We start from the raw sequence: 25,094 nt of genomic DNA, 5'->3' as shown, positions 1-25,094 counted from the left end.
TTATTTTCTTCCCGTAAGAACAAATAGGGAATAATCCACTTTCCTGTCTTCTACCATTTTCTTTCCGTAAAAAAATGTTTCAGACTGTACGTCCTTAAAACCCGCATTTTCTAAAAGCTTTTTAAATTCCTCCTGATTAAAACCATTGTGACCGTCAAAATCGGGATCACTTCCGTGAAAGCTTCCATCTTCTTCATTCAAATCCACTATGCATACTAAACCTTTATCATTAAGAAGTTTATAAAAAATATCTATTATTGCAGTCGTATCCTTAATGTAGTGAAGTACCATGGAAGTATAAATCACATCAAACTTTTCCTGTGGGAGATTTTTAAATATATCAAGCTGCTCCGGAAACATGTTCTTCACACCGTACTTATCTATTTTGGATTTAAGAACATCTATCATGCCTCTAGATGTGTCTATAAGAGTAACCTTTTTAAGCTTATTGTATAAATTAAAACTTATAAGTCCTGTACCTCATCCAAATTCCATGGCTGAATAATTTTTATTTGGATTAATCTTTTCCGCTATTTTATCTGATATTACAGCAGCTCTCTTAATTCTTTTAGGGTTATCCCAGCTACTTGCAACCTTATCAAAACTCATTTTCATTTTTAGTGAGAATTTTTCTGTAAGCTCCCACTAAAGCTCACCTCTTTCTTTATTCTCCACGCTCGCTTTTTTAATAAGCTTCCTGAAGCTCCCCTCAAACCTTTCATCATCTTCAAGAGTTCTCTTTTTAGGTCCTTTTAAATGATTCTTTGAAGCTGATCTTCTGGCTTTCTTTGCAAGATGTCTTTCCATAAGCATCTGGTCAATATTATCATTTGTATACCACTTTCCAGATTGATGAATTGCATACGCGCTTTTCCCAAGTGCCATTGCAGCCACACCGTAATCCTGAGTAACAACTATGTCACCTTTTCTGCATAGATTAACAAGAGCAAAATCCACAGCATCGGCGCCAGCTCCTATTATTTTAATTTCGCTGTAATTAGACGTTAAAACGTGGTTCGTGTCACACAAAAGAGTTACTGGAATGTTATTTTCTTTAGCCGTATGCTCTACAATATGAACAACCGGGCAGGCATCTGCATCAACATAAATAGTCATTGCTTCACATCCATTCTAATATATTACGTTTGAATTTCCTTATTTATATTTTACTATAAATTAAATGCTTTTAATATTATACTTTTCTTAAATTTTCCTAATCACTCTCCAGACTCCTTAATAATCCTATCCAGCATTTCAATTAACTTTTCCTTTTCTCCACTTTCATTAGTAGCGACCCTTAGAATATGCAAATCTATCTCTCTTAATATTTTATTCTTAACAGTATCTCTTCTTCTCTGCTCACTGCTATTCATATGGTATTCGTATCCATCAACTTCTACAACGAGTACTGGCTCTTTGTCTAACTTATTAAATATTAGGAAGTCTACATGTGTCCACGGATTTTGAATAAATGCTTTCTCTTCATTATTTAATTTTGTAAGATCTTTTACTATAGAATTTAACGGTATGTGAAGAACACACCTAAATGAAGCATACTGAGGATAATTTAACACTTCTTCTATTACACTGTACATTAAATTTTCAGATTTATACTCAGAAACATTTTTTGCTAAACTCATTATTTTTAAAAGTTTATTAGAATATTTGCTGTATAGTAAATCAAATACTGAAATCTTTTGACTTTCAACTACAGCATTTTCTAAAGAATTGTACTGTATATATCTAATTAAATCCCCAATATTACTCCCGTGGCGTTTAAAGAGTTTACTTGATGTTACTATTATAAATTCTTTTACAGCACGAGATACTGCCACATTTATTAAGTTTTCATCATCCACGAATGAATTTATATCATTTACTACTGTTGAAAATATTACTGTATCCTTTTCTCTCCCTTGAAACTTATGTACAGTATCAATTTCTATATTTGAATTTTGAAAGTATCTTTTTGCATCCACGGCTTGCTTTTTATATGGACATATAATTCCAACACTGCTGCAATCTCCATACCTGGCTTTATTTGTATTAATAATCTCATCTCGTATAACTTCTATCTGCCTTAAGTTATTTAAGCTACCACTGAGTTTATCTTTACGTGCATGATTACCAGGCGCTGTCTTATAAATTTTTAGAGGAACATCCTCGTCTTTTTCCTTAGTCATAATTACAAGCTTATTATCATAAAACTTTTCATTGCAAAATCCTATTATCTTAGGATGGCATCTATAATGCTCGCATAGTAAGGTTCTTGGCAGCTTATCTTTATAGAGCTTAATTAAAGATGATATAATGCTGTATTCACTGTAATTATAGGCTTCATTAATATTAGCCTCATAAAAAAGTTTATCACTGTTTTTCTTTATATCGGAAGGGACAATTTGAGGCAGCTGCTTTACATCTCCAACTATAACAACATTTTTGCAGCAAGCAAGTGCAAGTGCTGCAGTTACCAAATCCACCTGGGAAGCTTCATCAATAATTAAATAATCAAACAAATAATTTTCTGGTATGCATGTCATTATTGAGTTTGTGGTGCTTAATATTATTGGATAATCCTTTATAAAATTTTTAAAATTGTACTTAAAGCTTTTTATTGTATATCTCTTTCTACTTTCTTTGGTATATCTTTTTTCAATATAATCTCTAAATAACTTTGAAGATCCATCTCTAAACTCCTTCATTAGACCGTCATAACTTTTACCTTCTAAATCATTTTGTAAATCTGCTATTTCATTTTCTAAATCCTCAATAACTCTATTGTAATAATCTCTCTTAAGTGAATTTACTACTATATTTTGGTTTTCACTTATGTATTTAAATTTATAAATTCCATAATCAACAAATAGTATTGCTTTAATTATCAAATTCATTTTTTTGTTTCTTAACATAATTCTCTCAAAGTAAAGCAAAAAATTTAATATTAAATTACTCGTCCACTTTCTGCCGATTGAATAACTTGATGTAGTTACGTATTCCCATTTAAAATTAGCTTCAAAGTACTTTTGTTCAAGTTTAAATTTCGAAAGCTTTTCCTGTAATTTAACCATTCTATTTTGTTTTTGAAGTAACCCTTCTAAAGTACTATCCATATTTTTCAAGCTGTCACACAAACTTTTTTCTTCTTCAGTTTCTAATTTCCAGCTTTTTAGATTCGGCAAATCAGCTTGCTTATTCTCAAAAAAATCAACTTTTTTATCCTTTCTTCCGAGCAGTGCATTAATAAAACCATATCCATCTTTCTCTAGCTTCTCATAAACATTAGCTGTTGCAGAATTATTTCCAGAAACAACCCCAACATTTTTACCACTGTAAACAAGATTAGCAATAATGTTTAATATAGTTTGAGTCTTCCCTGTTCCAGGAGGTCCTTCAATAATACTTATGGAATTTTGGAGTGCTGTATTTACAGCTTTCTTCTGACTTATATTAAACCCAAATGGAAATATTACAACTTTTTTATTTTTATGGATTTTAATATTCTTTCCTTCTAAATATGTATAAAGTACACTATCAGCGCTAAGCTTAGATATTTTTTTATATTGATCAAATAATAAAGTTTTCCCATCTTCCATTACACTTACATACATTGATAATTTTTTTAAATAATCAAAAACAGCTTTAGTTTTATTTGATTTTAGACATGAACTTTCATATCTTACTTCCGATTTATGATGAATTTCTGTCTTTCCATCATCTTCAATTACTCTAATGTATTCTCCGAAATCAAGCACTTCTGCTGTTTCTCTTACTGGAATATTAGAAATATATACAATACAATCTTTAGAACTAACTTTTTTAGGTGCTTTAAATACTTGTACATTAGAAGCGTTATACATATAAGACTTTTTTCCATTTAAATAAGCTATTTCTACTTTATCCCTAAAAGGCTTTAAATAATCTATTTCTTGGGTTTTATCCTCAAGCTCTTTTGTTTTATTATTTTTAATTAAAATTAAATTTGTATATATATCCATTTAGTTCTCCTTATACTATTGATACATTAAACTTCTGCATCAATTTTGCTTATTAAACAAGATATCATTTTTAGCATAGGCATACATCTGATATAAATTATTTTGAGATATACCATAATTAGAATAACTTTATTTTATCACTTTGCTTGGCAATATTCCATTTTATACCTATAAATAAAAAGTATACTCGTCTATCGCAAAATGCTAATTAATCTATTTTTTATAAGTAACTATCATATGCTTAGACAGCTTCCTTCCAATAAAATAAAACATATTTCCAAAAAGCCTTTTAAATATCGGCAGTGGCACACCAGCTGCATAAGCCCTATTAAGCCTATTTTCCTCCTGCCAGAAGACTCCATCTTGAGTTTCATATTCCGAGCCTTTTAAATAATCAAAACTCATTGCTCTAAATAAATTATATGGTATCATGATTGAAAATGACGGAGAATGCAGTCTCCTGCTTGCAATGTCCTCATAAAATTTTCTGGCAACAGCTTTTGCTTTTCTTTTATGCTTTTCTGTAGGTAAATAATTGTTCCAGCTAATTGTATTTATTGGCAGCTTATAGCAGCGATTAAAGCCCCACCCCTTCATAGTTCCAGCCATATATTCTGTTGAGTTTCCTGCTCCAACGCCACCTGTAGTTGAAATCACAAGTGCTTTTTTACTAAAATATCTAGGTCGGTGAAGCATAAAACACAAGTGGTCAATGAAATTTTTAGTAAGGGCTGGCATCTGCATATTATAGGTTGGAGCCCCAAAAATAACGCCATCACTTTCCTCAATCTCATCCATTATTTTTTGAATAATATTATTGTGAGGGCAGTAAATATGTCCTTTTCTAAAACATAAACTGCACCCTGTACAAAATGGCAAATTTAAATTTTTCAAATGAATTTCTGTAAACTCTATATTGCTGGACATTAATAATAGATATTTTTTTACAAGCATGGTTAATTTCCACGTGTTTCCACATCTTGATCCTCCATTAATTATGAGTATTTTCATATTACTATTTACCTCCAAATAATTTATCTATCATAAAATCAATAAAGCTTTCTCTTTCTTCCTTATTATTAAAATCAAATCCAAAGCTTTCTTTTGTAATATTTTTTCTTAAAAATACTGCCTGCAAAATAGAAGTTAAGGCAAAGCTCAGCAGCATTTTTTCTTCTTTAGGAAAATTGTAATCTTCCATAGAAATTAGAAAACCTTTTACTGTTTGCATAGTATTATCCACTGTACTTGGGGTGTTCATATCTCCCAATATTGAAATTTTAGAAACAGAAGGATTTTGAATTAAAAAATCAGCTACCATTTTTGTAACTTTCTTAATTCGGTCAATTGAATCCAATTCATTATTAATCTTAGGTTTAAAAGACCTAATTACATCACTAATAATTCTCTGAACACAAATTTCAATAAGCTTATTTTTAGATTCAAAGTGATAGTTCACTAAACCTACTCCAATGCCTGCTTGTTTTGCAATTGCACGTGTTGTTATTTTATGAATTTCGCCATTTGCATTTTGTATTAAATCTATTGTAACTTCAATTATTTTTTCCTTTGCCAATTCTGATTTTTTCATATTTGCCTCCGTTTTTGAACAATGTTCAGTTTCATTATATGACTGATATATGTACTTTGTCAAAAAACATTATGAAGTAACAGTATTTTGAATTTTACTTTCACAAAATACTGTTACTTCGCTTATAGTACATACAATACTCTCTAATAATATTTTATCTTAAATTTTTTCTCATCAGCAACAACATCAATTTTTTTAGTGACCATTTCTTCTACCTTAGTAAACTTATTATTGCCTTCTCTTATTTTCTGAAAATATTTATTCAGAGCTTTTTCTTCTCCCTGTGCTTCTATTCTAACTGTGCCGTCATCACAATTTTTTACTGAACCAGTTACCTTACAAAGTTCTGCCGTGTATTGTGCAAAATATCTAAAGCCAACTCCCTGAACTCTTCCACGTACCTTTACTAAATATCTTTCCATAAAATACACCCCAAACTATATTAATATTTGACTTTACCAAAAAGCAGTGTAAATTTTAAGTAAATTATATCATAAAAGTTGCTTTATTTTCTTCAAAAAAAACAAAGTATTCACTATTAATTTTCTTCTATTTTAAATTCAATATGTATAAGTATAATTTTTATTAATATTTTTTTAATTAGATATTAACAGTCATTAAATTTTTTTTGCCATATGCAAATGATTATGATAAAATAATATAAAACTAAAAATTAAGTTACTGGAGGTTACTTATGGAAAACTTAAATTCAACCAACGAGAGCAAAGCACATCAAGGCTTAATGCTTCAAATTTATGTATGGATGGCACTCGCACTTTTACTTACAGCTATAGTATCCTTTGCTATAGGCGTTACTCCAGCTTTAAGCTATAGACTTTTTGAAAATAGATCACTTTTTTACGTTTTAGCTATAGCTGAAGTTTTAATGGTTATTGTTTTATCAAGAACAATTGATAAGCTTTCTTCACAAGCTGCACTTTTATTATTTGCTGTATACTCAGTAGTAAATGGCATCACGCTTTCATGGATATTCATTGCATATGATTTAATGTCAATTGCAAGTGTATTCGTTGTAACTGCTGGAACTTTTGGAATCATGTGTGCTTATGGATATGTTACAAAAAAAGATCTTTCAAGCATAGGCAATATATGCTTTATGGCACTAATAGGACTCATACTTGCTTCAATTGTTAATATTTTTATTTTAAACGACATGTTTTCTATGATTATATCCTGCATCGGTGTTATCGTCTTTGTAGCACTTACTGCATATGATACTCAAAAGATTAAAAGAATGGCTATATCATTTAACTATACTGATGATATAGAGATTAGAGATAAAGTAAGCATTCTTGGTGCACTTACACTATATCTTGACTTTATAAATCTCTTTGTTTACATTTTAAGAATCTTTGGAAAGAAAAGATAAACATAATATCTGATTTTCATCTTCTAAAATTTAAACTATAAGACTTCAAAAAAAACTATTAAATTATGTATGTTATATAATTTAATAGTTTTTTTCTTTTCCACCGATTAATAATGACTAATCCATCAATCTACCTAAAGTTAAAACAATATGATATCAAATAAATAGTGATTTACTATAGTCACTCTTTAAATTACATTAAAAGTTTAGACAATCGTTATCCTTCTTAATCTTATATAAGCCTTAACTTCAGATTTTCGGGAGTGTAACGTAGGAAAATATTCCCTGATTTACCTCAAAACAGAAATAACATTATTTTAAAAACTGTTTAAAAAAACTCTAATAAAACTTGGTTAAAAAATCATAAAATACTTAGATATTTCAATATTATCATATACGAGGCTTGGGCTTTGCCCATTATCCTTATTTACTTAATATAGGCAATCTCTATATTATAAAAGATTTAGATAAGCCTCTAAATCAAAGTTATTAGTCGTAAACATTAATATAGTCTGTATTTTATAAAGAAGGATAATGTGTCTTTGACCCAACCCACATATATGATTGTTATCCTTCTTAACCATATATAATCACTTTTATTATTAGCGCGTTATTGAAATATCTTAGGATTTTCATTATTCGACACTTAACCTTATATAAACCTTAACTTCAGATTTTCGGTAGCGCTAGCGGAAGAAAATCTTCCTTGCCTTTCTCCAAAATAGAAATAACATTATTTTAAGAACAATTTAAGAAAACTCTAATAAATCTTGGTGAAAAAATCGTAAAATACTTAGATATTTCAATTTGTCTGAGCATCTTTTTAGCGAGTTATTGAAATATCTTAGTATTTTACGATTTTTCACCTTAGATTTATAGAGTTTTTTTAATGTTCTAAAATAATGTTATTTCTATTTATATTCTTCAGCTAGTTTCTCAAAAGCAGAAAGTGATTTTTCAATCTGCTCTGTTGTAACGCAGTATGAAATACGTACATGTCCTGGACAGCCAAAATCATCTCCTGGAACTAACAATAAATTATATTTCTTTGCTCTTTCACAGAAAGCATATGCATCTTTTTCAAGTGACTGTGGGAATAAGTAAAATGCTCCTTCAGGTTTTACGCATTTATATCCTAATTTAGTTAAACCATTGTAAAGCAAATCTCTATTTTTTCTGTAGATTCCAATATCAGAAGTTTTATCAGCACATTTTGCAACTACCTTCTGGAATAAGCTTGGAGCGCATACATATCCTAAGGCTCTTCCTGCTCCGCAAACAGCTGCATACACTTTTTTAGAATCTTCCATTTCATCTGGTACAACTATATAACCTACTCTTTCACCCGGAAGAGAAAGAGATTTACTATAAGAATAACATACAAAGGTGTTATCATAGTATTTTGTTAAATATGGTACCTCTACATCATAAGCAATTTCACGGTAAGGCTCGTCCGATATAAGGTAAATTGTGTGTCCATACTCTTTAGATTTGCTCTTAAGCATTTCAGCAAGCTTTTTAATTGTATCCTCTGTATAAACTACTCCTGAAGGATTGTTTGGAGAATCTACAATAACGGCTTTTGTATGTTCATTTATTCTCTTTTCAAATTCACTAAAATTTATCTGGAAGTTTTCTATTTGTGCAGGAACTTCTACAAGCTTAGCACCAGCAGCTTCTACAAAACATCTGTATTCAGGGAAATATGGAGCAAAAGTTATAAATTCATCGCCGGGATTTGTTAAGGCTGAAAAACATATATGTATTGATGCTGCTGCTCCAACTGTCATGTATATATTGTCACCATTAAAAGCTGTACCAAATCTTTTATTTATTGATTTAGCTATAGTATCCCTTACAACTGGATCTCCCTGTGCACTTGTATATCCGTGAATAGACACTGGATCTTCTGTATCTAATATTTCAATTATTGCTTTTTTTACTGCTTCTGGAGCTGGCACATTTGGGTTTCCAATACTAAAATCATACACGTTTTCTGCTCCTACTTCTGCTGCTCTCTTTTTTCCAAACTCAAAAATTTCTCTTATAACAGAGCGTTTACTTCCTAGTTCATACATTTTTTGTGATATCATATCAATAACTCCTCCCAAAACTTTATATTAATTTATAATAATTGATTTTTTATAATTTCAGCTTTAAGCTTACAAAATTAATTCAATATTATCTAAAAAACTATCACTTCACTATTTTATTATAACATCAATTTTCATATTTAAAAAAATAAAATATATTATTCTTCCCACATTTTTATATATTTAAATTTATTAACCTCATTATATTTTCGGAAGCTTTTTCAACATTTTCTTTTCCACCCTTAAGAGCTTCCTCCAGCGATGTGCTTCCTCGCATTATTCCAAAAATAGAATCTATGCCGCCTTCATATAAATCATCTATGTTATCTCCAACTTTTCCTGCAAGTGCAATAACAGGCTTACCATACTTCTTAGCAACACCTGCAACTCCAATTGGTGTCTTTCCAAATTTAGTTTGAAAATCTATGCTTCCTTCCCCTGTAAACACAAAGTCGCAATTTTTTACCTTTTCCTCTAATCCGGAATACTTTATAACCAGTTCAATTCCTTTTTTAAGTTTTCCATCTAAAAAAGCTACAAGTCCTGCACCGAGTCCTCCTGCCGCCCCAGCTCCAGGCATATTTACAACATCTTTATGACACTGCTCTTTTATTACATCCGCATAGTGCTTTAAATTTTGGTCTAAAACTTCAATCATCTCTTTTGTAGCACCCTTTTGCGGTCCAAATACATTTGAGGCTCCATTTTCTCCGCAGAGAGGATTGTTGACATCCGAGGCAATTTCAATTTCTACATCACTTAATCTCGTATCAAATCCAGATAAATCTATTTTTTTTAGTTTGTTGAGGCTTCCCCCGCCAAAACCTATATCTTTTCCAGCTTCGTCTAAAAATTTTGCTCCAAGTGCCTTTACAGCACCAAATCCACCATCATTAGTTGAACTTCCACCTATGCCTATGAGTATTTTCTTTACTCCCTTATCAAGACATGCTTTAATAAGCTCTCCTGTTCCATAAGTTGTTGTAACTAATGGATTTCTTTTTTCCTTTGGTACTAGCTGAATTCCACTGGCACTTGCCATTTCAATTACTCCAACCTTTCCATCTCCTAAAATGCCATACTGTGCTTCAACTTTATTTAAAAGTGGTCCTGTTACCTTTAATGAATATATTTCTCCATTTGTAGCGTCAATAAGAGACTGCATCGTACCTTCTCCGCCATCTGCCATTGGAACATGTATACAATTAATCTTACTATTAACCCTTTTTATTCCCTTTTCCATTGCTATACAAACTTCTTTTGCAGTCATGCTTTCTTTAAAAGAATCAGGTGCTAAAACAATTGTAAAATTCTTCATAAGACATTCTCCTAACAAATTTCTTTATAATAATCTATAAATATCATTACTATTCATAGTATAAATTCAGTAACTTAATTAGCATTCCACATTACAATTAAACCTATTATATGTAATATGAACATAGCATCTATTTTAAGTTCTGTCAAAAGTTATTACTCATCCCATTATACTATGCGTACTGGAAATCATAACATCAACTGTCCATGGTAAACCTGTTCTCTCAATAAAGAATAAAAAAAGATACCAGCGTTTTCACTGATATCCTAAAAACTAACTATTTACATTTACTCTCAAATACACACACAACATTATCATGAAGCCATAACATAGATGCAGGTAAACTGCTTCTTATTTTTTTCTCTAAAAAAGCATTAAATGCCTCTTTTTTCTCATCGCCTGACACCATAAACAAAATTTTATTTGATGATAATATATCCTTTATTCCAAGTGTTATGCCATAGTTTACAACAGCATCTGTTTTCTTAAGCATATCATGAGTCTTACTCTTCTCTGTAAGCTTAGTAACATGAGAATATGGTAATAGATATTCACCAGGCTCATTTAAACCAAGATGGCCGTTCTTTCCCAATCCTAATATACACAAGTCAATAGGACCGCACTTTTTCAAAATATTATTTATTCTACTGCTTTCTGCTTCACCATCTTCTACGCTGGCGTTAAAACCAATATAATTTTCCTCTTTAATCATTAATGGTTTAATTATATTTTTTCTTATATAGAATTCACTTGTAGCAGGATCTTCATTTTTTACTCCAAGCCATTCATCAAGTTTTATTATTCTAAGCTTACTAAGGTCAATATGTTCTTCATAAGCCATTTTGTGAAACAATTCATATGCAAGCTTAGGTGAAGCCCCAGTAGCTATGCAAATTAATGCATTAGGTTTTTCTTTCACGCATTCTATCATCTGTTTTGCACTTATTTCGCTTAATTTTTTATAATCTTCTGCTTCGATAAAATTTAATCCATTTACTATTTTTTTCATTTGATTTTTCCACCTTATTATAAGACTTAAGTTAAACTTAAAATTCCAAAAGCATATCCAACTATACCGATTATCATAAGTCCGAACATACAAATAAGCGGCGAAACTTTTTTCTTCAAAAGCCAGCATATAATAAAAATTATTAAAAGTGGCAAAATATTAGGCATTATAGCATCCAATTGCTGCTGAAAAGTCACATACTGAAGCTTCCCTTTACTTACAAAGCTATATAATACAACTCCTATGTTAACTTTAGTAAGCCTAGCTATTAATCCTCCTATTATTGTATAAGATAATACCGCCATTATATTTTTTAATCTAGGCATAAAATCTTTTATGTGCGATATTACACTTACGCCCTTTTTATATGAAAACATCAACGTATTATACCTCATAAAAAGCCTAACTGCATTTATACCTACAAAAAATAATATTACACCTGATATATTTCCTTTAATAGCTATACCTGCTCCAATGGCAGCCAGCATAGGTCTTATCGTACCCCAAAATACAGGATCACCAACACCTGCAAGAGGCCCCATAAAAGCAATTTTCACCTGGGTAATATCCCTTTCATCAATTTTTTCACCATTAGCTTTCGCTTCTTCCATGGCTGTATTTATTCCCAGTATAATTGATACAAAAAAAGGATGTGAGTTGTAATATTCGAGATTAGCCTTAACTGCCACTATTAAATCTTCTTTATTCTTATATAATTTTTTTAATATAGGCATTATAGAATAGCAGTAACATAAATTTTGAAGTCTTTCATAATTCCAGGATATCTGAAAAAACTGAGTTCTCCAAAATACCTTCATTAAATCAAATTTTGAAATTCTAATTTTGCTTCTATTTTCCCCTTCTTTATCTTTTACTTCGCTTCTTCTAAATCTTTTATCTCTATTTTGCTGTGACTTTAATATAAGAGATGTTATGTGATAATAAATAACTGCAAAGCTAATCCCTAAAAGTGTAAGAGCAAATATAGTTATATCCGAAAAAGTCATAACTAAAAAACCTATTATAAGAAACGGCAGCAGTTCCTTTGAATTTATTAAATTAAGTATCATAGCATATCCAACCATAACTAAAAGTCCCGATGAAATTTGAAGTCCTGTAGTGATTTCTTTTGGAATTGAATTTAACATACTTTGCACTAGAGTTGCATTTGCAAAATATGCCATAAGAAGAGATGGTACTGCTACTCTTAACGCACTTGGAATTGCAGTTAAAAAATGTGCTATAGTAACTCTTGAAAGCTTACCCTTTTCTACTCCAGCTTCAGCAAAGTGCATAAGTATAATGTCAATTGTTCCTTTTTGAGCTATCTGAAGCAGCTGTCCTGCCACTGCTATAGGTATTGCTATGCTTACTGCCACACCTACATTTTGTTTTCCGAGTATTTCAAGTATTGCAACAGTTATACCTGCAAGTGCTGGATCTGGCGGTACTGCAGCACCTATAGTCATCCAGCCAAGCGCCACAAATTCCATAGTTGCTCCCGCAATAATTCCAGTTTTTATATCGCCAAGTGCAATTCCAGCCAAAGTTCCTGCAATTAAGGGTCTATGTGTCTGAAATTCTTCAGCTGAAGAATCGATTCCAGAAATAGAGGAAAATATAAATAAAAGAATTGCTTGCCCAATAGACATAACATCCTCTCCTACGTTTAAATGTACTTTAACAAATCTACACTTATATCAGTTGGTAATATTCTTACTTCAAGTAAAATTTTTTTATCTGCTATTTTCTTTAAAGCTTCTACTTCTTCTTTGGTTGCATAAACTGAAGTACTTAAACGCTTTCTTCCCTCTTTAAAAGTCATTCCTCCAATATTTATACTTTTTAAAACTCCACCTTTATCTAAAAATTCAAGTAATTCAAATGGATTTCCAAAGATCATCATTAAATTCTCATATTCTGCTTCTTCTTTATAAATATTAGCTGCCTCTTCAGCAGTACAAAACATCACATTTATATCCTCTGGTGCTGACATATGAATAACCGCTTTTCGCATTTCATTGCCGCATGCTTCTTTGTCAACCACCATTATTTCCGTTATATTCTCATTTGTACACCAATTATTTATTATGAGACCATGCACAAGTCTGTCATCTAACCTAGCTATTTTAAGCAAAAAATCATCTCCTCATAATTCTGAAATCAAGCCTTTATATTTTTATTTAACATTCTAAGCTTTTCACTTACATTTACAATACCATCTTTACCGCTTTCTATTGCAATATTCGATATTTCTTCTAAAGTTTTATTTCTGTTTGGCAAAATTTTCAGAATCATAGGCATATTTAAACCTGTAATTACATTTACATTTGGATCTTCCAGCTTGATTGACGTTGCATTATATGGTGTACCACCCAGCAGATCTACAATTATCAATATTTTTTTTAAATCAAGTTTCTTTATAGTATCTTTTATTCTTTCCTGTAAACTTTCTATACTTTCATCTTTTCCAAGACAAATGGCTTCAAGCTTTTCCTGTTTACCATAAACCATTTCCACCGATTCTATTAATGATTTTGCATATGGACCATGCGATATTGCAATTATTCCAACCATATTAATTATACACTCCTATTATTAAGCTCTATCTAAATCAAAATATTATTTTCTCTTTATATATTAATTCTAATATGAATAATTGTAAATGATTTTAATCATCATGCTAAACCATTAATAACTCCCTTATAATTTACTTGCAGCTTCTTTATCTACTACAAAAGTAACATCTTTGTGAATTTGAAGAATTGAAGCTGGAACCTCTGGTGTAACTTTACCTTTAACTGCCTTATATATTGCATCAGCCTTTGAACTTCCACTTGCAAGCAATATGATTTTTTTAGAATTCATTATAGTTTTAATCCCCATACTTATAGCTTTTTTAGGGACTTTATTTTCATCCTCAAAGAACCTTGCATTAGCCTTTATAGTTTTACTGGCTAATTCAACTAAATGAGTTTTAGTTTCAAAATTTATGTTAGGCTCATTAAACCCAATATGTCCATTAGTACCTATTCCTAAAACCTGTATATCTATCCCACCACTTTGCTGAATTTTTCTTTCGTAATTCAAACATTCTTCTTCCATATTTTTTGCATTTCCATTGGGAATATTAATATTTTCCATAGGTATATTTATATGCTTAAATAAATTTTCCATCATAAAATAGTGATAACTTTGTTCATTAGTTTCATCTAATCCATAATACTCATCTAAATTAAAACTTTTAATATTTCTAAAGTCAATCTCTTTTTTATTATATAAATTAATTAACTCCTTATACATTCCAATAGGACTGCTTCCTGTTGCAAGACCTAAAACACTGTTAGGTTTTAAAATAATTTGACTTGCCATTATTCTTGCTGCTTTAATACTCATTTCATTATAATCTTTAACTACCATTACTTTCATTTATTTGTCCACCCCTTTATTAAATTGCAAGGAACCGCAGTTCCTTGCAATTTATTTATATTCCCTCACTATTGTCAGTACGAACTTCCTTTTTCATTACAAACTTACCCGTAGAATTTTTGCTAGATTCTATTATAAAATCAGCAAGTTCAGATATACTCATGCTATTTTTTTGAAATATAGATTCTATTATTGAACTAACATTACATCCTGCAGTAACCTCTATACTATCTTTTCCAATTGAAAGTTCTACTGCACATTTAAAAGGTGTTCCTCCTAAAATATCACATACAAATAAAACATTATCATTCTCATATTTTACAAGTACCTTTTTCATTTTTTCTTTTAAAGTTATATCTGTATCTTTATCCGTAAAATCGATATACTCTATTTCATCACTGCCACCAGCTAAAAATTCAATAGAACTCTTTATCATAGTGGCATACTTACCATGTCCCGATATTATTAAAATATTTTTCATATTATAGCACTCCTAAAGCTGATAATAAAATTGCACATACGAAAGTAAAAAATATCAATATTGTTGGCTTAACATTCTTTTTCTTTAAGAAGAAATACATTAAAAGCGTATATGCCATTGGTAATAAGTTAGGGAATATTTTATCAAGAAAATCCTTTTGCACCGAAATTGAATGCCCTGAACTTATTGCTATTTTAGTTACTACACTTATTTGAACATATGATGCTATTAAAGCTCCAATTACTGTTATACCAAGGATTGTTGCACATTTTGAAATTATCTTGGAATTTTGCTGCAACTTATCTATTGCCTTAACTCCTAAACCATAACCAAGACGTGTGTATAATATACGTGATGCAAAAATGCATACATATGTTGTAAAGAATATTATTGGTCCAAGTACATTTCCCTGACTTGCAAAAGAAGCTGAAATACCTGCAACTATAGGTAATATTGTAAACCAGAATATTGCATCGCCAATACCTGCTAAAGGTCCAAATAATGCTACTCTTAAACCTTTTATAATGCTTCTATCCTCATTATTTTCTTCAAGGGAAATTATAAGTCCCATCAAAAATCCAACAGTAGTAGGTGTAGTATTGATAAACTCAAGATTATCCTTCATTGATTCTGATAATGCTTTTTTGTCATCTCCATGAATCTTTTTAAGTGCTGGAAGAAGTGCATATGTCCATCCACCTGACTGCATTCTTTCATAGTTGAAACTTGCTTGAAGTAAAACAGTTCTTAATCCAAGTTTTGTAATATCTTTTTTAGTTAATTTCTTACCAGTTTCATTAGTCTTATTAGTTTCATTAGATTCCTTCACTGTAATCATCACCTACTTTCTCATTATTAACAACAACAGGTTGTCTACTATTTATATTTTTTTGATTAAAGAATTCGTACATAGCTAATGCCACTCCAATTAATGCAACTGGAAGTAGATTTGAAAAATTTGAGAATGATGCTGCTACAAATCCAATTATTAAGCATGGAACAAATTCTATCTTTAACATAACCTTGAGTAGAAGACCAAATCCAACAGCTGGTAGTATACTTCCTGCAATTTGAAAACCATGTGACAACCATAATGGCATGCTTGCTACTAATTCTTTCATTGGTGCCTGTGCAACATAAGCACATAAGAATACTAAAACTCCATATGTTACTCCAACTATTAATGTAGTTATTATATTAAGTCTTGCAAAAGATTTAGTGTCAGCTTCATCTGCATACTTCTCCAATTTTGTATTAATAACTGAAAAAGCTGAATAGTAAAATAATATGATATACTGCATAAGGAAACTAAATGGTAGCGCTAAACCAATCGCAGTTTTAGCATCAATTTTAGATGTATATGCTATAACCGTAGTCATAACACCTGCTAAAATTGGGTTTGGTGGTTGAGTTCCTCCTACTGGTGTTAAACCTGCAAATGCAAGCTCTGTAAGTGCTCCGGCTACAAGTCCTGTATGAAGATCTCCTAAAATAAGTCCTGATAATGTACAAACTATTATTGGTCTAAATATATATAGTCCTTCAAGCCAGAAGTCAAATCCACATATCATTGCCATAATTGCTAATAAAATACCTTGAATCAGTGTTATACTATGCATTATTTTTCCCCCTTTTTTTATTATTCAATATCATGTTTTATATCTCCAGGTGTATCCTGTATAAATACATCTACTCCTTTTGATTTTATGTACCTTAAATCTTCCAGGTCCTTATCGTCTACGTAAACCTTTTTGGTGATAGCTCTTTTCCCCTCTGAAAAATGCATATTTCCAACATTAACTTTTTCTAATTGTACTCCACCTTCTACAAGTTTTCTTACTGTATCAGGAGTTTTACAAACCATAAATATTTTTTGAGAAGGTGCTGCTTTACTTATGATTCTTATAGTTTTTTCTACAGTAAAAAATCTAATGCCAACTCCTGAGCTTTCTGCTGTCATAGTCATAAGCTGCTGCTGAACTTGATTATTTGCTGCCTCGTCATTAACTACTACAAGTAAGTTTGCTCCTAATGATGATGTCCAGGTTACACCTACCTGACCATGAACTAATCTGTTATCAATACGTACTAACAAAATGTTTGGTTTCATAATCTTGTTACCTCCTTATTTATTTTATAATTATATAAAGCAAAAACCATGCCAAATAGTGTACATCACTATTTGGCATGGTCTAAAGATTGAAATCACTGGCTTTATTTTTAATACTGTCATAAATAAACCCTATTTCCGATATTGGTATCTTAACTTTATAAAACTGTTCTATTACACTAAAGGACTTTTTCACTAATTTTATAAAGTGTATATGATACTTTTCAAATTCCTTTGATTTATTATAATTCATAATTGGATCTTTTATTACAAGTCTTTCTATCATACATGATATATGAATATATAAACTTATTCTCAAATCATTTGTAAACTTAAATCCTAATCCTATTTCAAGGTTATAAATTGAATTCTCAACTTGATCTATTATTTTATTTGGATTCAATATAGTTAAATAATTTATTACATTTTCTAAAGTAAATAATTTTACTACTTCTCTATTTATTTTATCAATTATTTTAATATCAACTACATCCCTTAGAGCATTAGTTAAAACCAAATCTCCCTTTTTCATTATAAAGTCTTCTATTGATATATAAGGTATCCCATCTATTTCAGGATTGCTCGTTCCAATTATAAGTCTTACATTGTATTGTTTGAATATATTACCCTCCTTACCATTTCCCCTAAGCCTTTCATAATCATACGCAATTACCTCTACTTCATTATCCTTTAAACATTTATCCATCAAATCTTTAATCTTACGCGCCGCCCCTATGCCAGTTAAACAAGTTGTTATTATTGCATTTTTTCGACTTTTACCCAAACAAAGATAATTATATTTAGAAACATTGCGGTTAGCTGCTTCTTTTGCAATTTGTTCAATTGGTTCAGAATTTAATATTCTATTTCCAACATCAAGTGCTAACTGAGTTGATACATTGTTTATTATAGCTAAATCACCGTAAAACTCTTTGTCTATTCCTTTATATATACTTTCAAGTGATCCCATGTCTACTAATATTATTAAACCATTAGAAATTTCAGTTTCTCTTATATATAAATTAAGCTTAGCTATAATCTCAGCTGTAGATAATTCAAGAGGCATATCAATAGCTTCAAAGATATATTCAGAAAGCATTCTATTAGCAACACTTGCAATACTGCTTGCTGTAGAATATCCATGAGCTATAATAACAGCATTAGACTTATCGCCTTTAGCATCTCTATTAAATGATGCTACATATATTAACATATATACATTAATCATCCTGCTTAAAGATATATCTAAATTTGACTCAAGAATCTCAACTATTTTTAGTACTACCTTATAATCTTTTGAATTTTTTACTTTTAAATAATCTATTAATTCATCTATATTCTCTTCACTATCATCATAATATTCCATAAAATAAACTATTATATATGTTAATATTTCTGCACTATTTGCAAAGCATCTTATTCCATATTCAACTTGTATATAACTAAGGATATTCTCTACTATTTTTTTAATAGAACTAATTATAACAGCATTTCTTTTTTTATCAATTTCATTAAATATAATGTCATCTACCAGATTATTAAAAACCTTAAGCATATTTCTTAGATAATCCTCATACTGTATTTCGCTGTTCTTAAATTTCTTTATTATCTCTATTGTCTCCGATATTAAACTAGCTATATCATTGGAACTTTTGTTAAAATACTCATCATCACTACTTTGTGAACATGATATCATCATATCCGAAAATTTTGAATTATTTACTATTAAACCGTCAAAATTCTCCATAACATTTTGAGGCAGATTATTTATCTTTACATTCAAAGTCTTAATTTTTCTTTGCTTAGAATTTTCAAAAGCACTGGCACAACTTAATTTTATTGCATTAATTATGCCACCTATATTGCCCTTACTTCCGCTTTTTAGCAATACGTTTAATACTTTGTTACTTACAAGTATATCTTTCTCTATATTAATAGCTTCCTTCTTATATGCACTTTGAACTATTTGAAGTTTCTCTTTAATAGGTCTATCTTTAAATGTAGGGATATTGACAATTAGAGGAATTCTTCTTAAAAAAGTTTGAAGGAAATTATCTTTTAAACTTTCAGTAGTAGCAAATATCATCCTTACTTCTGCATTTCTCCACTTTCCTGTTTCACCAAGTCTTCTAAAAACTCCTTTATCTAAAAACAGAAATAACTTTTCTTGTCCTTCAGGTGGTAACCTGTGAATCTCATCTAAGAAAAGCATACCACCATCTGCTTCTTCTATAAGTCCAACTTTATCCTTTTCTGCACCTGTATATGCTCCCTTTACCGCTCCAAAAAGTGTTGCTGAAAGAAGCTCTGGATTATTTGCATATTCTGCACAATTAAATATTATAAAATTAGAGTTTTTTCGTATACACTCAGATTCTACTGCAAATTCATATATAATTTGAGCTAAAAAACTTTTTCCAACCCCTGAATCCCCTATAAGAAGGATTGGAAGACCTTTAGGTGGATATAAAACCGCTGATTTACATTGATTGACTATATGCTTTAAGCTTCCACTGCAACCTATTAACTTCTTAAATGCATCGCATCTATTATCGTCTTTTACATCCTTACTTTTATTGCTTAAATATTTTCCTAAAAGTGTAAGTTCTGATTTTCTTTTTTTATACACATCTATATCAATAAAATAAACAGGCCTTGTATTAATCTTTATAGCCTTTCCTTCTTTATTTAGTACATTGAGCAAGTGGCTAACAATATTTCGCTGAATGCCTAATATATCAGCTATATTTTTTGCAGTCACGCCATATTCCTTTTCACCATCAATTGCAAGAGAAATTTCCTTTAACTGTTTTAAAATACTCTCTTTATTAGTCATTGTTTTCTCAACCTTCTAACTCTTCATTTGCTTATTTCAGATTTTTAATATAATGGCATATTATTTCATTTTTTCTACTTTTATTTACTATTTGTTATAGTTGTTTTTTGTTAATCGTTTGTAATTTATCAGTTTTTCATTATTAGTACCGTAATATTATTAATATTATAATACATATAAAAATTAAATGCTAGCAGTACTTTTACCGCTAGCATTTAAAACAATACTATTTTATGAGCTCATTCATAGCTTCTATATTTTTTTTCATGGTTCCTACATAATCTGAATATTCATCGTAAGTTATAAATTTAAGTGTTTTCATTTTATACTTCTGTATTACTGCATTATTCGTCTGGAGCTTACTATCATCATTATATATGTACACAAGCTTATCCTTATCCTTTAACTTGTTGTCAAGGTCTTTATCATCTGGTTTAGACATTTGATCCTCTGTAAGACTAATACTATCTACCCCAGCATATTTCAAGAAATAATCGAACTGATAATCATCTGTTACAAAAGTATAATCTTTTAGTTTATCATTTACTAATTTAAAATCCTTTTCTACATCATTTACCTTCTTTATATTTTGGGAAAACTTCTTTTCATAAAAATCTCTACTCTTAGGATCCTTTTCCTCTAAGGAATTTTTTACATTTACAAGCATTGTCTTATAACTGCCTAAATCCGTCCAATAATAAGGATTTTTATCTATGGTTACATCTCCATACTTAATTTTATTATTCAAATCTAAAATCTTAGTTCCCCTTGACATATCCACGGTTGAAATGCTACTTTTGTTAAGTTTACCTATAAAATCTGATGCCCATGGTTCAAAATCAGCTCCTAAGTACATGAATATATCATATTTTGATACATTGTTTACACTATCTGAAGTATATTTAAAATCTGTTATGGTTTTATCATCCTTAAACATAAATTGAACATTATGCCTATCACCTGACATATCTTTTACCACATTATAAAGCATTCTATTACTAACCATTATATCTAAACTCACATTAGAACTCTTACCATCTGTAGTTTTAGAAGGAACCTTTACATTTGTCCTTTCTCCATTTCCACATCCAACAAGAGTTACTATTAAAATCACATTTATAAAAAAACAAAAAAACTTTTTCATATTTTCACCTCAATTACTACTTGAAAAGTGCAGTTTCTCTATACATTATACATATAAAGGATTCACAGTTCAACTATTAAGCTATACATGCACTATAATGCTTTGATGCTAATACTTTGTAGCACGTATAACTTAAGTTTCATCCTGTAAAATCTATAATAGAGCTTAATCTCAACTTTATAAATTTTTTATTTAACATAAAATTTTAATAAAATTGCGCTTGAACATTTTATATTTCTTTCCAATATGATAAGATAGTAGTATATAATTTTATTGGGAGGATAACTATGGACATAAGTTTTGAAAAAACAATACGAGCTATATCTTTAGCGTTAGACCTAGCGGAAATTAGTTCTTCTGAAAACCTGTCTTTAGGCGATAGCATTTCCAGCATAAATCTTTCCAATCATGAGTTTTATAATCACTCAAAACGCACTACTTACATAGCCTTAAAACTTGGGAAATTTCTAAAATTAAATGAAAATTCTATGAAATTACTATATATATCATCCCTACTTCACGACATAGGTGCAACTAATTCATTAAGTAAAAGCCATACCTCAAGTGAATTTATAAAGGAACATTGTATTTGTGGGGCATCAATAACTCATGATTTACCTGTATTTAACAGTATATCTTCCATAATACGCTATCATCACGAAAATTCTAATGGGACAGGACCTTTTCATTTAACTAGCGATAAAATACCTTTGGAAAGTAAGATAATTCACTTATCCGACACAATTGAATTAATGTATAGAGAAAATATCCCTGCTTATAAGCAACGCAAAAATATAATTACATCCATAAAGGCTAATTCAGGTACCATATTCGATAAAGAAATAGGAGATGCTTTTCTAGATATATCATCAAAAGAAATTTTTTGGTTTGATATGGAGAATATATCATTTTTAGATTTCATACTTGATAATATATCTCCTGATATTGATACCGAACTTAACCTAAAACAATTTGAAAAATTTGCTTTAATGATTGCAAAAATAATTGATAGTAAAAGTAGTTTTACAGCTGAACATTCAAGAGGGATATCACATCTTGCTTACGAGGTTTCAAAATACTTAGGATACTCTGATGAAAAATGCCTTAAAATGAAAATAGCTGGTCTTCTTCATGATATAGGAAAACTTGCTATTCCATCAGCAATACTTGATAAAAACGGTTCATTAACTGATGATGAATTTTCTATCATAAAATCTCATGTGTATTACACAAAGATAATTTTGGATAGAATAGAGGATATAAAAGATATAAGTTACTGGGCTTCTTCCCATCACGAAAAATTGAATGGCAAAGGATATCCAATGCATTTAACTGCAAGTGAGTTATCTCCTGAATGCAGAATAATGGGTGTTTGTGATATATATCAAGCTCTAACGGAAGACAGACCCTATCGTAAGGGTTTGAGTAAAGAACGTGCTTTTAAAATACTAGATGGTATGACTGACGATGGATTCATATGTCCAAAAGCTGTTTCTCAATTAAAAAGTGCTTTAGAAAAAATAGAGCGAATTAATATTGATTTGTAACATTAAAAAGAATCTATAACTCTTATCATAACTGAGGTTTGGGCTTTGCCCATTATCCTTCTGTATAAAATATAGGCTATTTTAATGTTTACGATTAGTAAATTAGATTTCTTAATAAAAAAATCCAATTAAAAATCATAAAATACTAAGAGCTTTCAATAACTCACTAGCGTTCAGACAAATTAAAAACTCTAAGTATTTTATAATTTTTTTACCAAGATTTATTAGATTTTTTTTTAAATCGTTACTTCATCAATATTAATTCGCTCTTGTAGTAAAACAATGAAAAAATTCCTACGTACCTACAGAATTTTGGGAGTAAAATTATTTAAGCCCTTAAATTTCACAAAGATTTAATTTTATTAGTTATCTTTCCATAATAATATGTTATGGTATTTTTTGCGCATTTGATGTAAGATTTTATAGGAGAGATTCACAAATTAGAGGTGATTTTATGGAATTTATTTTAAACAGTGTTGATGAAACCTTCAATTTAGGAAAAAAATTAGGTTCTTTAACCAAACCTGGCGATGTAATTTGTCTCACAGGTGACCTTGCTGCGGGCAAAACGCATTTCACAAAAGGAATTGCTAAGGGTCTTGATATTGATGAATACATAACTAGTCCGACTTTTAACATAGTAAATGAATATACTGGAAGACTCAAGTTATATCATTTTGATGTTTATAGAGTAAATGATCCGGACGAAATTTATTCTATAGGTTTTGATGACTACATATTCAGTGATGCTGTAAGTGTTATAGAATGGTCTAATTATATAGAAAGTATAATACCTGCTGAACATATCAGCGTTGATATAAAAAAGATGCCCGATATGGGTGATACCGTAAGAAAAATAAGCATAACTTTCACCGGGAAAAGATACGATTATGTAAAGGAGATTAAAATATGAAAGTTTTAGCAATTGATTCAGCTACTCAAGCTGCTACATGTGCTGTAATGGAAGATGATAAGCTTTTAGGTGAAATAACCTTTAATTATAAAAAACAACATTCAGTAATACTCATGAATATGATTGATACTATGTTATCTACTACAAATGTTACAGTTAAAGATCTTGATGGCTTTGTTGTATCAAAAGGTCCAGGTTCTTTCACAGGCTTAAGAATAGGAATGTCAATAGTAAAAGGCTTAAGTGAAGGCTCTAAAAAGCCTTTTGTAAGTATATCCTCACTTGATGCCTTAGCTTACAATCTAGCATATACATCTGGAATTATATGTCCAATAATGGATGCTCTTAGAGACAATGTATATACTGCTATTTATACCTTTGAAGGCGATCAGTTAAAAAGGCTTACAGAGTACGATGCTCTACATATTACAAAACTTTTAGAAATTTTAAAGGGCTATAATTCCGAAGTCACATTTATAGGTGATGGAACATTTAAATTCAAGGGATTTTTTAAAGAAAATCTTGAAAATGCTCATTTTGCTCCAGCACATCTTAACTTAGTTAAGGCTTCAAGTTTGTGCGAAATTGGGCTTAATCTTTTAAAGAATGGGACACATGATGACTTAATAACCTCAGCCCCTATTTACATTAGAAAATCACAGGCTGAAAGAGAATATGAAAAGAGAACAGGAATGAGCATAGATGACTGATTTAACCATCTGTCCCCTAGAAGAAAAATATATAGATGCAATAATTTCTATAGAAAATCTCTGCTTTCCTACTCCATGGACACGGAAATCTATGGAGAGCGAGCTGCAAAACAAATTTGCAAAATATGTAGTGGTAAAGAAAGGTAATACTGTTATAGGTTACGGAGGAATATGGCTCATAGTTGACGAAGGACACATAACAAATATAGCTGTTCACCCTGAATTTAGAGGAATAGGTGTTGGAAATATAATTGTTGAATCCTTAATTAATTTATGCCATGAAAAAAACGTTTTTTCAATGACCTTAGAGGTTAGAGCTTCAAACTTCATAGCTCAAAATCTCTATAAAAAATTTGGCTTTAAAGAAAATGGCATAAGGAAAAAATATTACAGCGATAATGATGAAGATGCCATTATCATGTGGAGACGAGAAGTAACAGTATTTTAGAACATAAAAAAAGCTCTATAAATCTAAGGTAAGAAAATCTCAAAATCCTAAGATATTCAATAACTCGCTGAAAAGATGCT

The 25,094-nt window shown here is 30.2% G+C and carries 25 protein-coding genes; 5 read left to right on the top strand and 20 right to left on the bottom strand.

Annotation, left to right across the window (positions count from 1 at the left end; translation table 11 throughout):
• From BEE63_RS14655 to BEE63_RS14630, 7 genes are all read right to left on the bottom strand, one after another.
• Positions 1 to 468: a class I SAM-dependent methyltransferase gene (locus BEE63_RS14655; RefSeq protein WP_347464735.1), complete on the bottom strand. Its 468-nt coding sequence runs from the start codon at positions 466 to 468 to the stop codon at positions 1 to 3.
• A 12-nt stretch (positions 469 to 480) separates the two neighbouring features.
• A complete protein-coding gene (locus tag BEE63_RS22455; protein ID WP_347464507.1) occupies positions 481 to 615 on the bottom strand; it encodes a hypothetical protein in 135 nt (44 codons plus the stop codon).
• A gap of 30 nt (positions 616 to 645) precedes the next feature.
• Entirely contained in the window at positions 646 to 1,116 is a 471-nt protein-coding gene (locus tag BEE63_RS14650; RefSeq protein WP_066022100.1) for a YaiI/YqxD family protein, read from the bottom strand.
• Between the two features lie 101 nt (positions 1,117 to 1,217).
• On the bottom strand, positions 1,218 to 3,995 hold the full coding sequence (locus BEE63_RS14645) for an AAA domain-containing protein (RefSeq protein ID WP_066022099.1): 2,778 nt from the start codon (positions 3,993 to 3,995) through the stop codon (positions 1,218 to 1,220).
• A gap of 213 nt (positions 3,996 to 4,208) precedes the next feature.
• Positions 4,209 to 5,006 (bottom strand): flavodoxin family protein, encoded by a 798-nt coding sequence (locus BEE63_RS14640; RefSeq protein WP_066022098.1) that lies wholly within the window; start codon positions 5,004 to 5,006, stop codon positions 4,209 to 4,211.
• A gap of 4 nt (positions 5,007 to 5,010) precedes the next feature.
• Complete coding sequence (locus tag BEE63_RS14635) at positions 5,011 to 5,586, bottom strand: TetR/AcrR family transcriptional regulator (RefSeq protein ID WP_066022097.1); 576 nt, start codon at positions 5,584 to 5,586, stop codon at positions 5,011 to 5,013.
• A 143-nt stretch (positions 5,587 to 5,729) separates the two neighbouring features.
• On the bottom strand, positions 5,730 to 6,008 hold the full coding sequence (locus BEE63_RS14630) for an acylphosphatase (RefSeq protein WP_066022096.1): 279 nt from the start codon (positions 6,006 to 6,008) through the stop codon (positions 5,730 to 5,732).
• Between the two features lie 272 nt (positions 6,009 to 6,280).
• Here BEE63_RS14630 and BEE63_RS14625 point away from each other — a divergent pair, with 272 nt between their 5' ends.
• Positions 6,281 to 6,976, top strand: a complete 696-nt coding sequence (locus tag BEE63_RS14625; protein WP_066022095.1) for a Bax inhibitor-1/YccA family protein — start codon at positions 6,281 to 6,283, stop codon at positions 6,974 to 6,976.
• Positions 6,977 to 7,887: 911 nt separating this feature from the next.
• On the opposite strand, the gene BEE63_RS14620 is transcribed toward BEE63_RS14625, so the two are convergent.
• From BEE63_RS14620 to BEE63_RS14560, 13 genes are all read right to left on the bottom strand, one after another.
• Positions 7,888 to 9,069 (bottom strand): pyridoxal phosphate-dependent aminotransferase, encoded by a 1,182-nt coding sequence (locus BEE63_RS14620; RefSeq protein ID WP_066022094.1) that lies wholly within the window; start codon positions 9,067 to 9,069, stop codon positions 7,888 to 7,890.
• A 175-nt stretch (positions 9,070 to 9,244) separates the two neighbouring features.
• Positions 9,245 to 10,387 (bottom strand): glycerate kinase family protein, encoded by a 1,143-nt coding sequence (locus BEE63_RS14615; RefSeq protein WP_066022093.1) that lies wholly within the window; start codon positions 10,385 to 10,387, stop codon positions 9,245 to 9,247.
• Positions 10,388 to 10,664: 277 nt separating this feature from the next.
• Complete coding sequence (locus BEE63_RS14610; protein WP_066022092.1) at positions 10,665 to 11,396, bottom strand: galactosamine-6-phosphate isomerase; 732 nt, start codon at positions 11,394 to 11,396, stop codon at positions 10,665 to 10,667.
• A gap of 26 nt (positions 11,397 to 11,422) precedes the next feature.
• Positions 11,423 to 13,048, bottom strand: a complete 1,626-nt coding sequence (locus BEE63_RS21255; protein ID WP_081312558.1) for a PTS system mannose/fructose/sorbose family transporter subunit IID — start codon at positions 13,046 to 13,048, stop codon at positions 11,423 to 11,425.
• A gap of 17 nt (positions 13,049 to 13,065) precedes the next feature.
• A complete protein-coding gene (locus BEE63_RS14600) occupies positions 13,066 to 13,533 on the bottom strand; it encodes a PTS system mannose/fructose/N-acetylgalactosamine-transporter subunit IIB (RefSeq protein WP_066022091.1) in 468 nt (155 codons plus the stop codon).
• Between the two features lie 26 nt (positions 13,534 to 13,559).
• Positions 13,560 to 13,973 (bottom strand): PTS sugar transporter subunit IIA, encoded by a 414-nt coding sequence (locus tag BEE63_RS14595; protein WP_066022090.1) that lies wholly within the window; start codon positions 13,971 to 13,973, stop codon positions 13,560 to 13,562.
• 126 nt (positions 13,974 to 14,099) lie between these two features.
• On the bottom strand, positions 14,100 to 14,825 hold the full coding sequence (gene nagB, locus BEE63_RS14590; protein WP_066022089.1) for a glucosamine-6-phosphate deaminase: 726 nt from the start codon (positions 14,823 to 14,825) through the stop codon (positions 14,100 to 14,102).
• 55 nt (positions 14,826 to 14,880) lie between these two features.
• Entirely contained in the window at positions 14,881 to 15,306 is a 426-nt protein-coding gene (locus BEE63_RS14585; protein WP_066022088.1) for a hypothetical protein, read from the bottom strand.
• Between the two features lies 1 nt (position 15,307).
• Positions 15,308 to 16,135, bottom strand: a complete 828-nt coding sequence (gene agaD, locus BEE63_RS14580; RefSeq protein ID WP_242874802.1) for a PTS galactosamine transporter subunit IID — start codon at positions 16,133 to 16,135, stop codon at positions 15,308 to 15,310.
• Positions 16,122 to 16,925, bottom strand: a complete 804-nt coding sequence (agaC, locus tag BEE63_RS14575) for a PTS galactosamine transporter subunit IIC (protein ID WP_066022086.1) — start codon at positions 16,923 to 16,925, stop codon at positions 16,122 to 16,124. Before agaC ends, agaD begins: the two co-directional genes overlap by 14 nt.
• Positions 16,926 to 16,945: 20 nt before the next feature.
• Positions 16,946 to 17,416 (bottom strand): PTS galactosamine transporter subunit IIB, encoded by a 471-nt coding sequence (agaB, locus tag BEE63_RS14570; RefSeq protein WP_066022085.1) that lies wholly within the window; start codon positions 17,414 to 17,416, stop codon positions 16,946 to 16,948.
• 82 nt (positions 17,417 to 17,498) lie between these two features.
• Positions 17,499 to 20,252 (bottom strand): sigma 54-interacting transcriptional regulator, encoded by a 2,754-nt coding sequence (locus BEE63_RS14565; RefSeq protein WP_066022084.1) that lies wholly within the window; start codon positions 20,250 to 20,252, stop codon positions 17,499 to 17,501.
• A 226-nt stretch (positions 20,253 to 20,478) separates the two neighbouring features.
• Complete coding sequence (locus BEE63_RS14560; protein ID WP_066022083.1) at positions 20,479 to 21,396, bottom strand: metal ABC transporter substrate-binding protein; 918 nt, start codon at positions 21,394 to 21,396, stop codon at positions 20,479 to 20,481.
• 287 nt (positions 21,397 to 21,683) lie between these two features.
• Here BEE63_RS14560 and BEE63_RS14555 point away from each other — a divergent pair, with 287 nt between their 5' ends.
• From BEE63_RS14555 to rimI, 4 genes are all read left to right on the top strand, one after another.
• Positions 21,684 to 22,943, top strand: coding sequence for an HD-GYP domain-containing protein (locus tag BEE63_RS14555; RefSeq protein WP_066022082.1), 1,260 nt, complete (start codon positions 21,684 to 21,686; stop codon positions 22,941 to 22,943).
• A gap of 454 nt (positions 22,944 to 23,397) precedes the next feature.
• The gene (tsaE, locus tag BEE63_RS14550) at positions 23,398 to 23,856 is read left to right on the top strand and encodes a tRNA (adenosine(37)-N6)-threonylcarbamoyltransferase complex ATPase subunit type 1 TsaE (RefSeq protein WP_066022081.1); all 459 of its coding nucleotides are present in this window, start codon (positions 23,398 to 23,400) and stop codon (positions 23,854 to 23,856) included.
• A complete protein-coding gene (tsaB, locus tag BEE63_RS14545) occupies positions 23,853 to 24,566 on the top strand; it encodes a tRNA (adenosine(37)-N6)-threonylcarbamoyltransferase complex dimerization subunit type 1 TsaB (protein ID WP_066022080.1) in 714 nt (237 codons plus the stop codon). The genes tsaE and tsaB overlap by 4 nt, the downstream gene beginning before the upstream one ends.
• A complete protein-coding gene (gene rimI / locus BEE63_RS14540) occupies positions 24,559 to 25,014 on the top strand; it encodes a ribosomal protein S18-alanine N-acetyltransferase (RefSeq protein ID WP_066022079.1) in 456 nt (151 codons plus the stop codon). Before tsaB ends, rimI begins: the two co-directional genes overlap by 8 nt.
• Positions 25,015 to 25,094: the final 80 nt, after the last annotated feature.

This window comes from Clostridium pasteurianum, from assembly GCF_001705235.1.
In the GTDB taxonomy this organism is placed as follows: domain Bacteria; phylum Bacillota; class Clostridia; order Clostridiales; family Clostridiaceae; genus Clostridium_S; species Clostridium_S pasteurianum_A.
This window is presented reverse-complemented; position numbering and strand designations above follow the sequence as displayed.

Excerpts from the sequence above, each read along its gene's own strand:
- BEE63_RS22455 (WP_347464507.1), bottom strand. The coding sequence starts at position 615 with ATGAAAATGAGTTTTGATAAGGTTGCAAGTAGCTGGGATAACCCTAAA.
- BEE63_RS14650 (WP_066022100.1), bottom strand. The coding sequence starts at position 1,116 with ATGACTATTTATGTTGATGCAGATGCCTGCCCGGTTGTTCATATTGTA.
- BEE63_RS14645 (WP_066022099.1), bottom strand. The coding sequence starts at position 3,995 with ATGGATATATATACAAATTTAATTTTAATTAAAAATAATAAAACAAAA.
- BEE63_RS14640 (WP_066022098.1), bottom strand. The coding sequence starts at position 5,006 with ATGAAAATACTCATAATTAATGGAGGATCAAGATGTGGAAACACGTGG.
- BEE63_RS14635 (WP_066022097.1), bottom strand. The coding sequence starts at position 5,586 with ATGAAAAAATCAGAATTGGCAAAGGAAAAAATAATTGAAGTTACAATA.
- BEE63_RS14630 (WP_066022096.1), bottom strand. The coding sequence starts at position 6,008 with ATGGAAAGATATTTAGTAAAGGTACGTGGAAGAGTTCAGGGAGTTGGC.
- BEE63_RS14625 (WP_066022095.1), top strand. The coding sequence starts at position 6,281 with ATGGAAAACTTAAATTCAACCAACGAGAGCAAAGCACATCAAGGCTTA.
- BEE63_RS14620 (WP_066022094.1), bottom strand. The coding sequence starts at position 9,069 with ATGATATCACAAAAAATGTATGAACTAGGAAGTAAACGCTCTGTTATA.
- BEE63_RS14615 (WP_066022093.1), bottom strand. The coding sequence starts at position 10,387 with ATGAAGAATTTTACAATTGTTTTAGCACCTGATTCTTTTAAAGAAAGC.
- BEE63_RS14610 (WP_066022092.1), bottom strand. The coding sequence starts at position 11,396 with ATGAAAAAAATAGTAAATGGATTAAATTTTATCGAAGCAGAAGATTAT.
- BEE63_RS21255 (WP_081312558.1), bottom strand. The coding sequence starts at position 13,048 with ATGTCTATTGGGCAAGCAATTCTTTTATTTATATTTTCCTCTATTTCT.
- BEE63_RS14595 (WP_066022090.1), bottom strand. The coding sequence starts at position 13,973 with ATGGTTGGAATAATTGCAATATCGCATGGTCCATATGCAAAATCATTA.
- nagB (WP_066022089.1), bottom strand. The coding sequence starts at position 14,825 with ATGAAAGTAATGGTAGTTAAAGATTATAATGAAATGAGTATTAAAGCA.
- BEE63_RS14585 (WP_066022088.1), bottom strand. The coding sequence starts at position 15,306 with ATGAAAAATATTTTAATAATATCGGGACATGGTAAGTATGCCACTATG.
- agaC (WP_066022086.1), bottom strand. The coding sequence starts at position 16,925 with ATGCATAGTATAACACTGATTCAAGGTATTTTATTAGCAATTATGGCA.
- agaB (WP_066022085.1), bottom strand. The coding sequence starts at position 17,416 with ATGAAACCAAACATTTTGTTAGTACGTATTGATAACAGATTAGTTCAT.
- BEE63_RS14565 (WP_066022084.1), bottom strand. The coding sequence starts at position 20,252 with ATGACTAATAAAGAGAGTATTTTAAAACAGTTAAAGGAAATTTCTCTT.
- BEE63_RS14560 (WP_066022083.1), bottom strand. The coding sequence starts at position 21,396 with ATGAAAAAGTTTTTTTGTTTTTTTATAAATGTGATTTTAATAGTAACT.
- BEE63_RS14555 (WP_066022082.1), top strand. The coding sequence starts at position 21,684 with ATGGACATAAGTTTTGAAAAAACAATACGAGCTATATCTTTAGCGTTA.
- tsaE (WP_066022081.1), top strand. The coding sequence starts at position 23,398 with ATGGAATTTATTTTAAACAGTGTTGATGAAACCTTCAATTTAGGAAAA.
- tsaB (WP_066022080.1), top strand. The coding sequence starts at position 23,853 with ATGAAAGTTTTAGCAATTGATTCAGCTACTCAAGCTGCTACATGTGCT.
- rimI (WP_066022079.1), top strand. The coding sequence starts at position 24,559 with ATGACTGATTTAACCATCTGTCCCCTAGAAGAAAAATATATAGATGCA.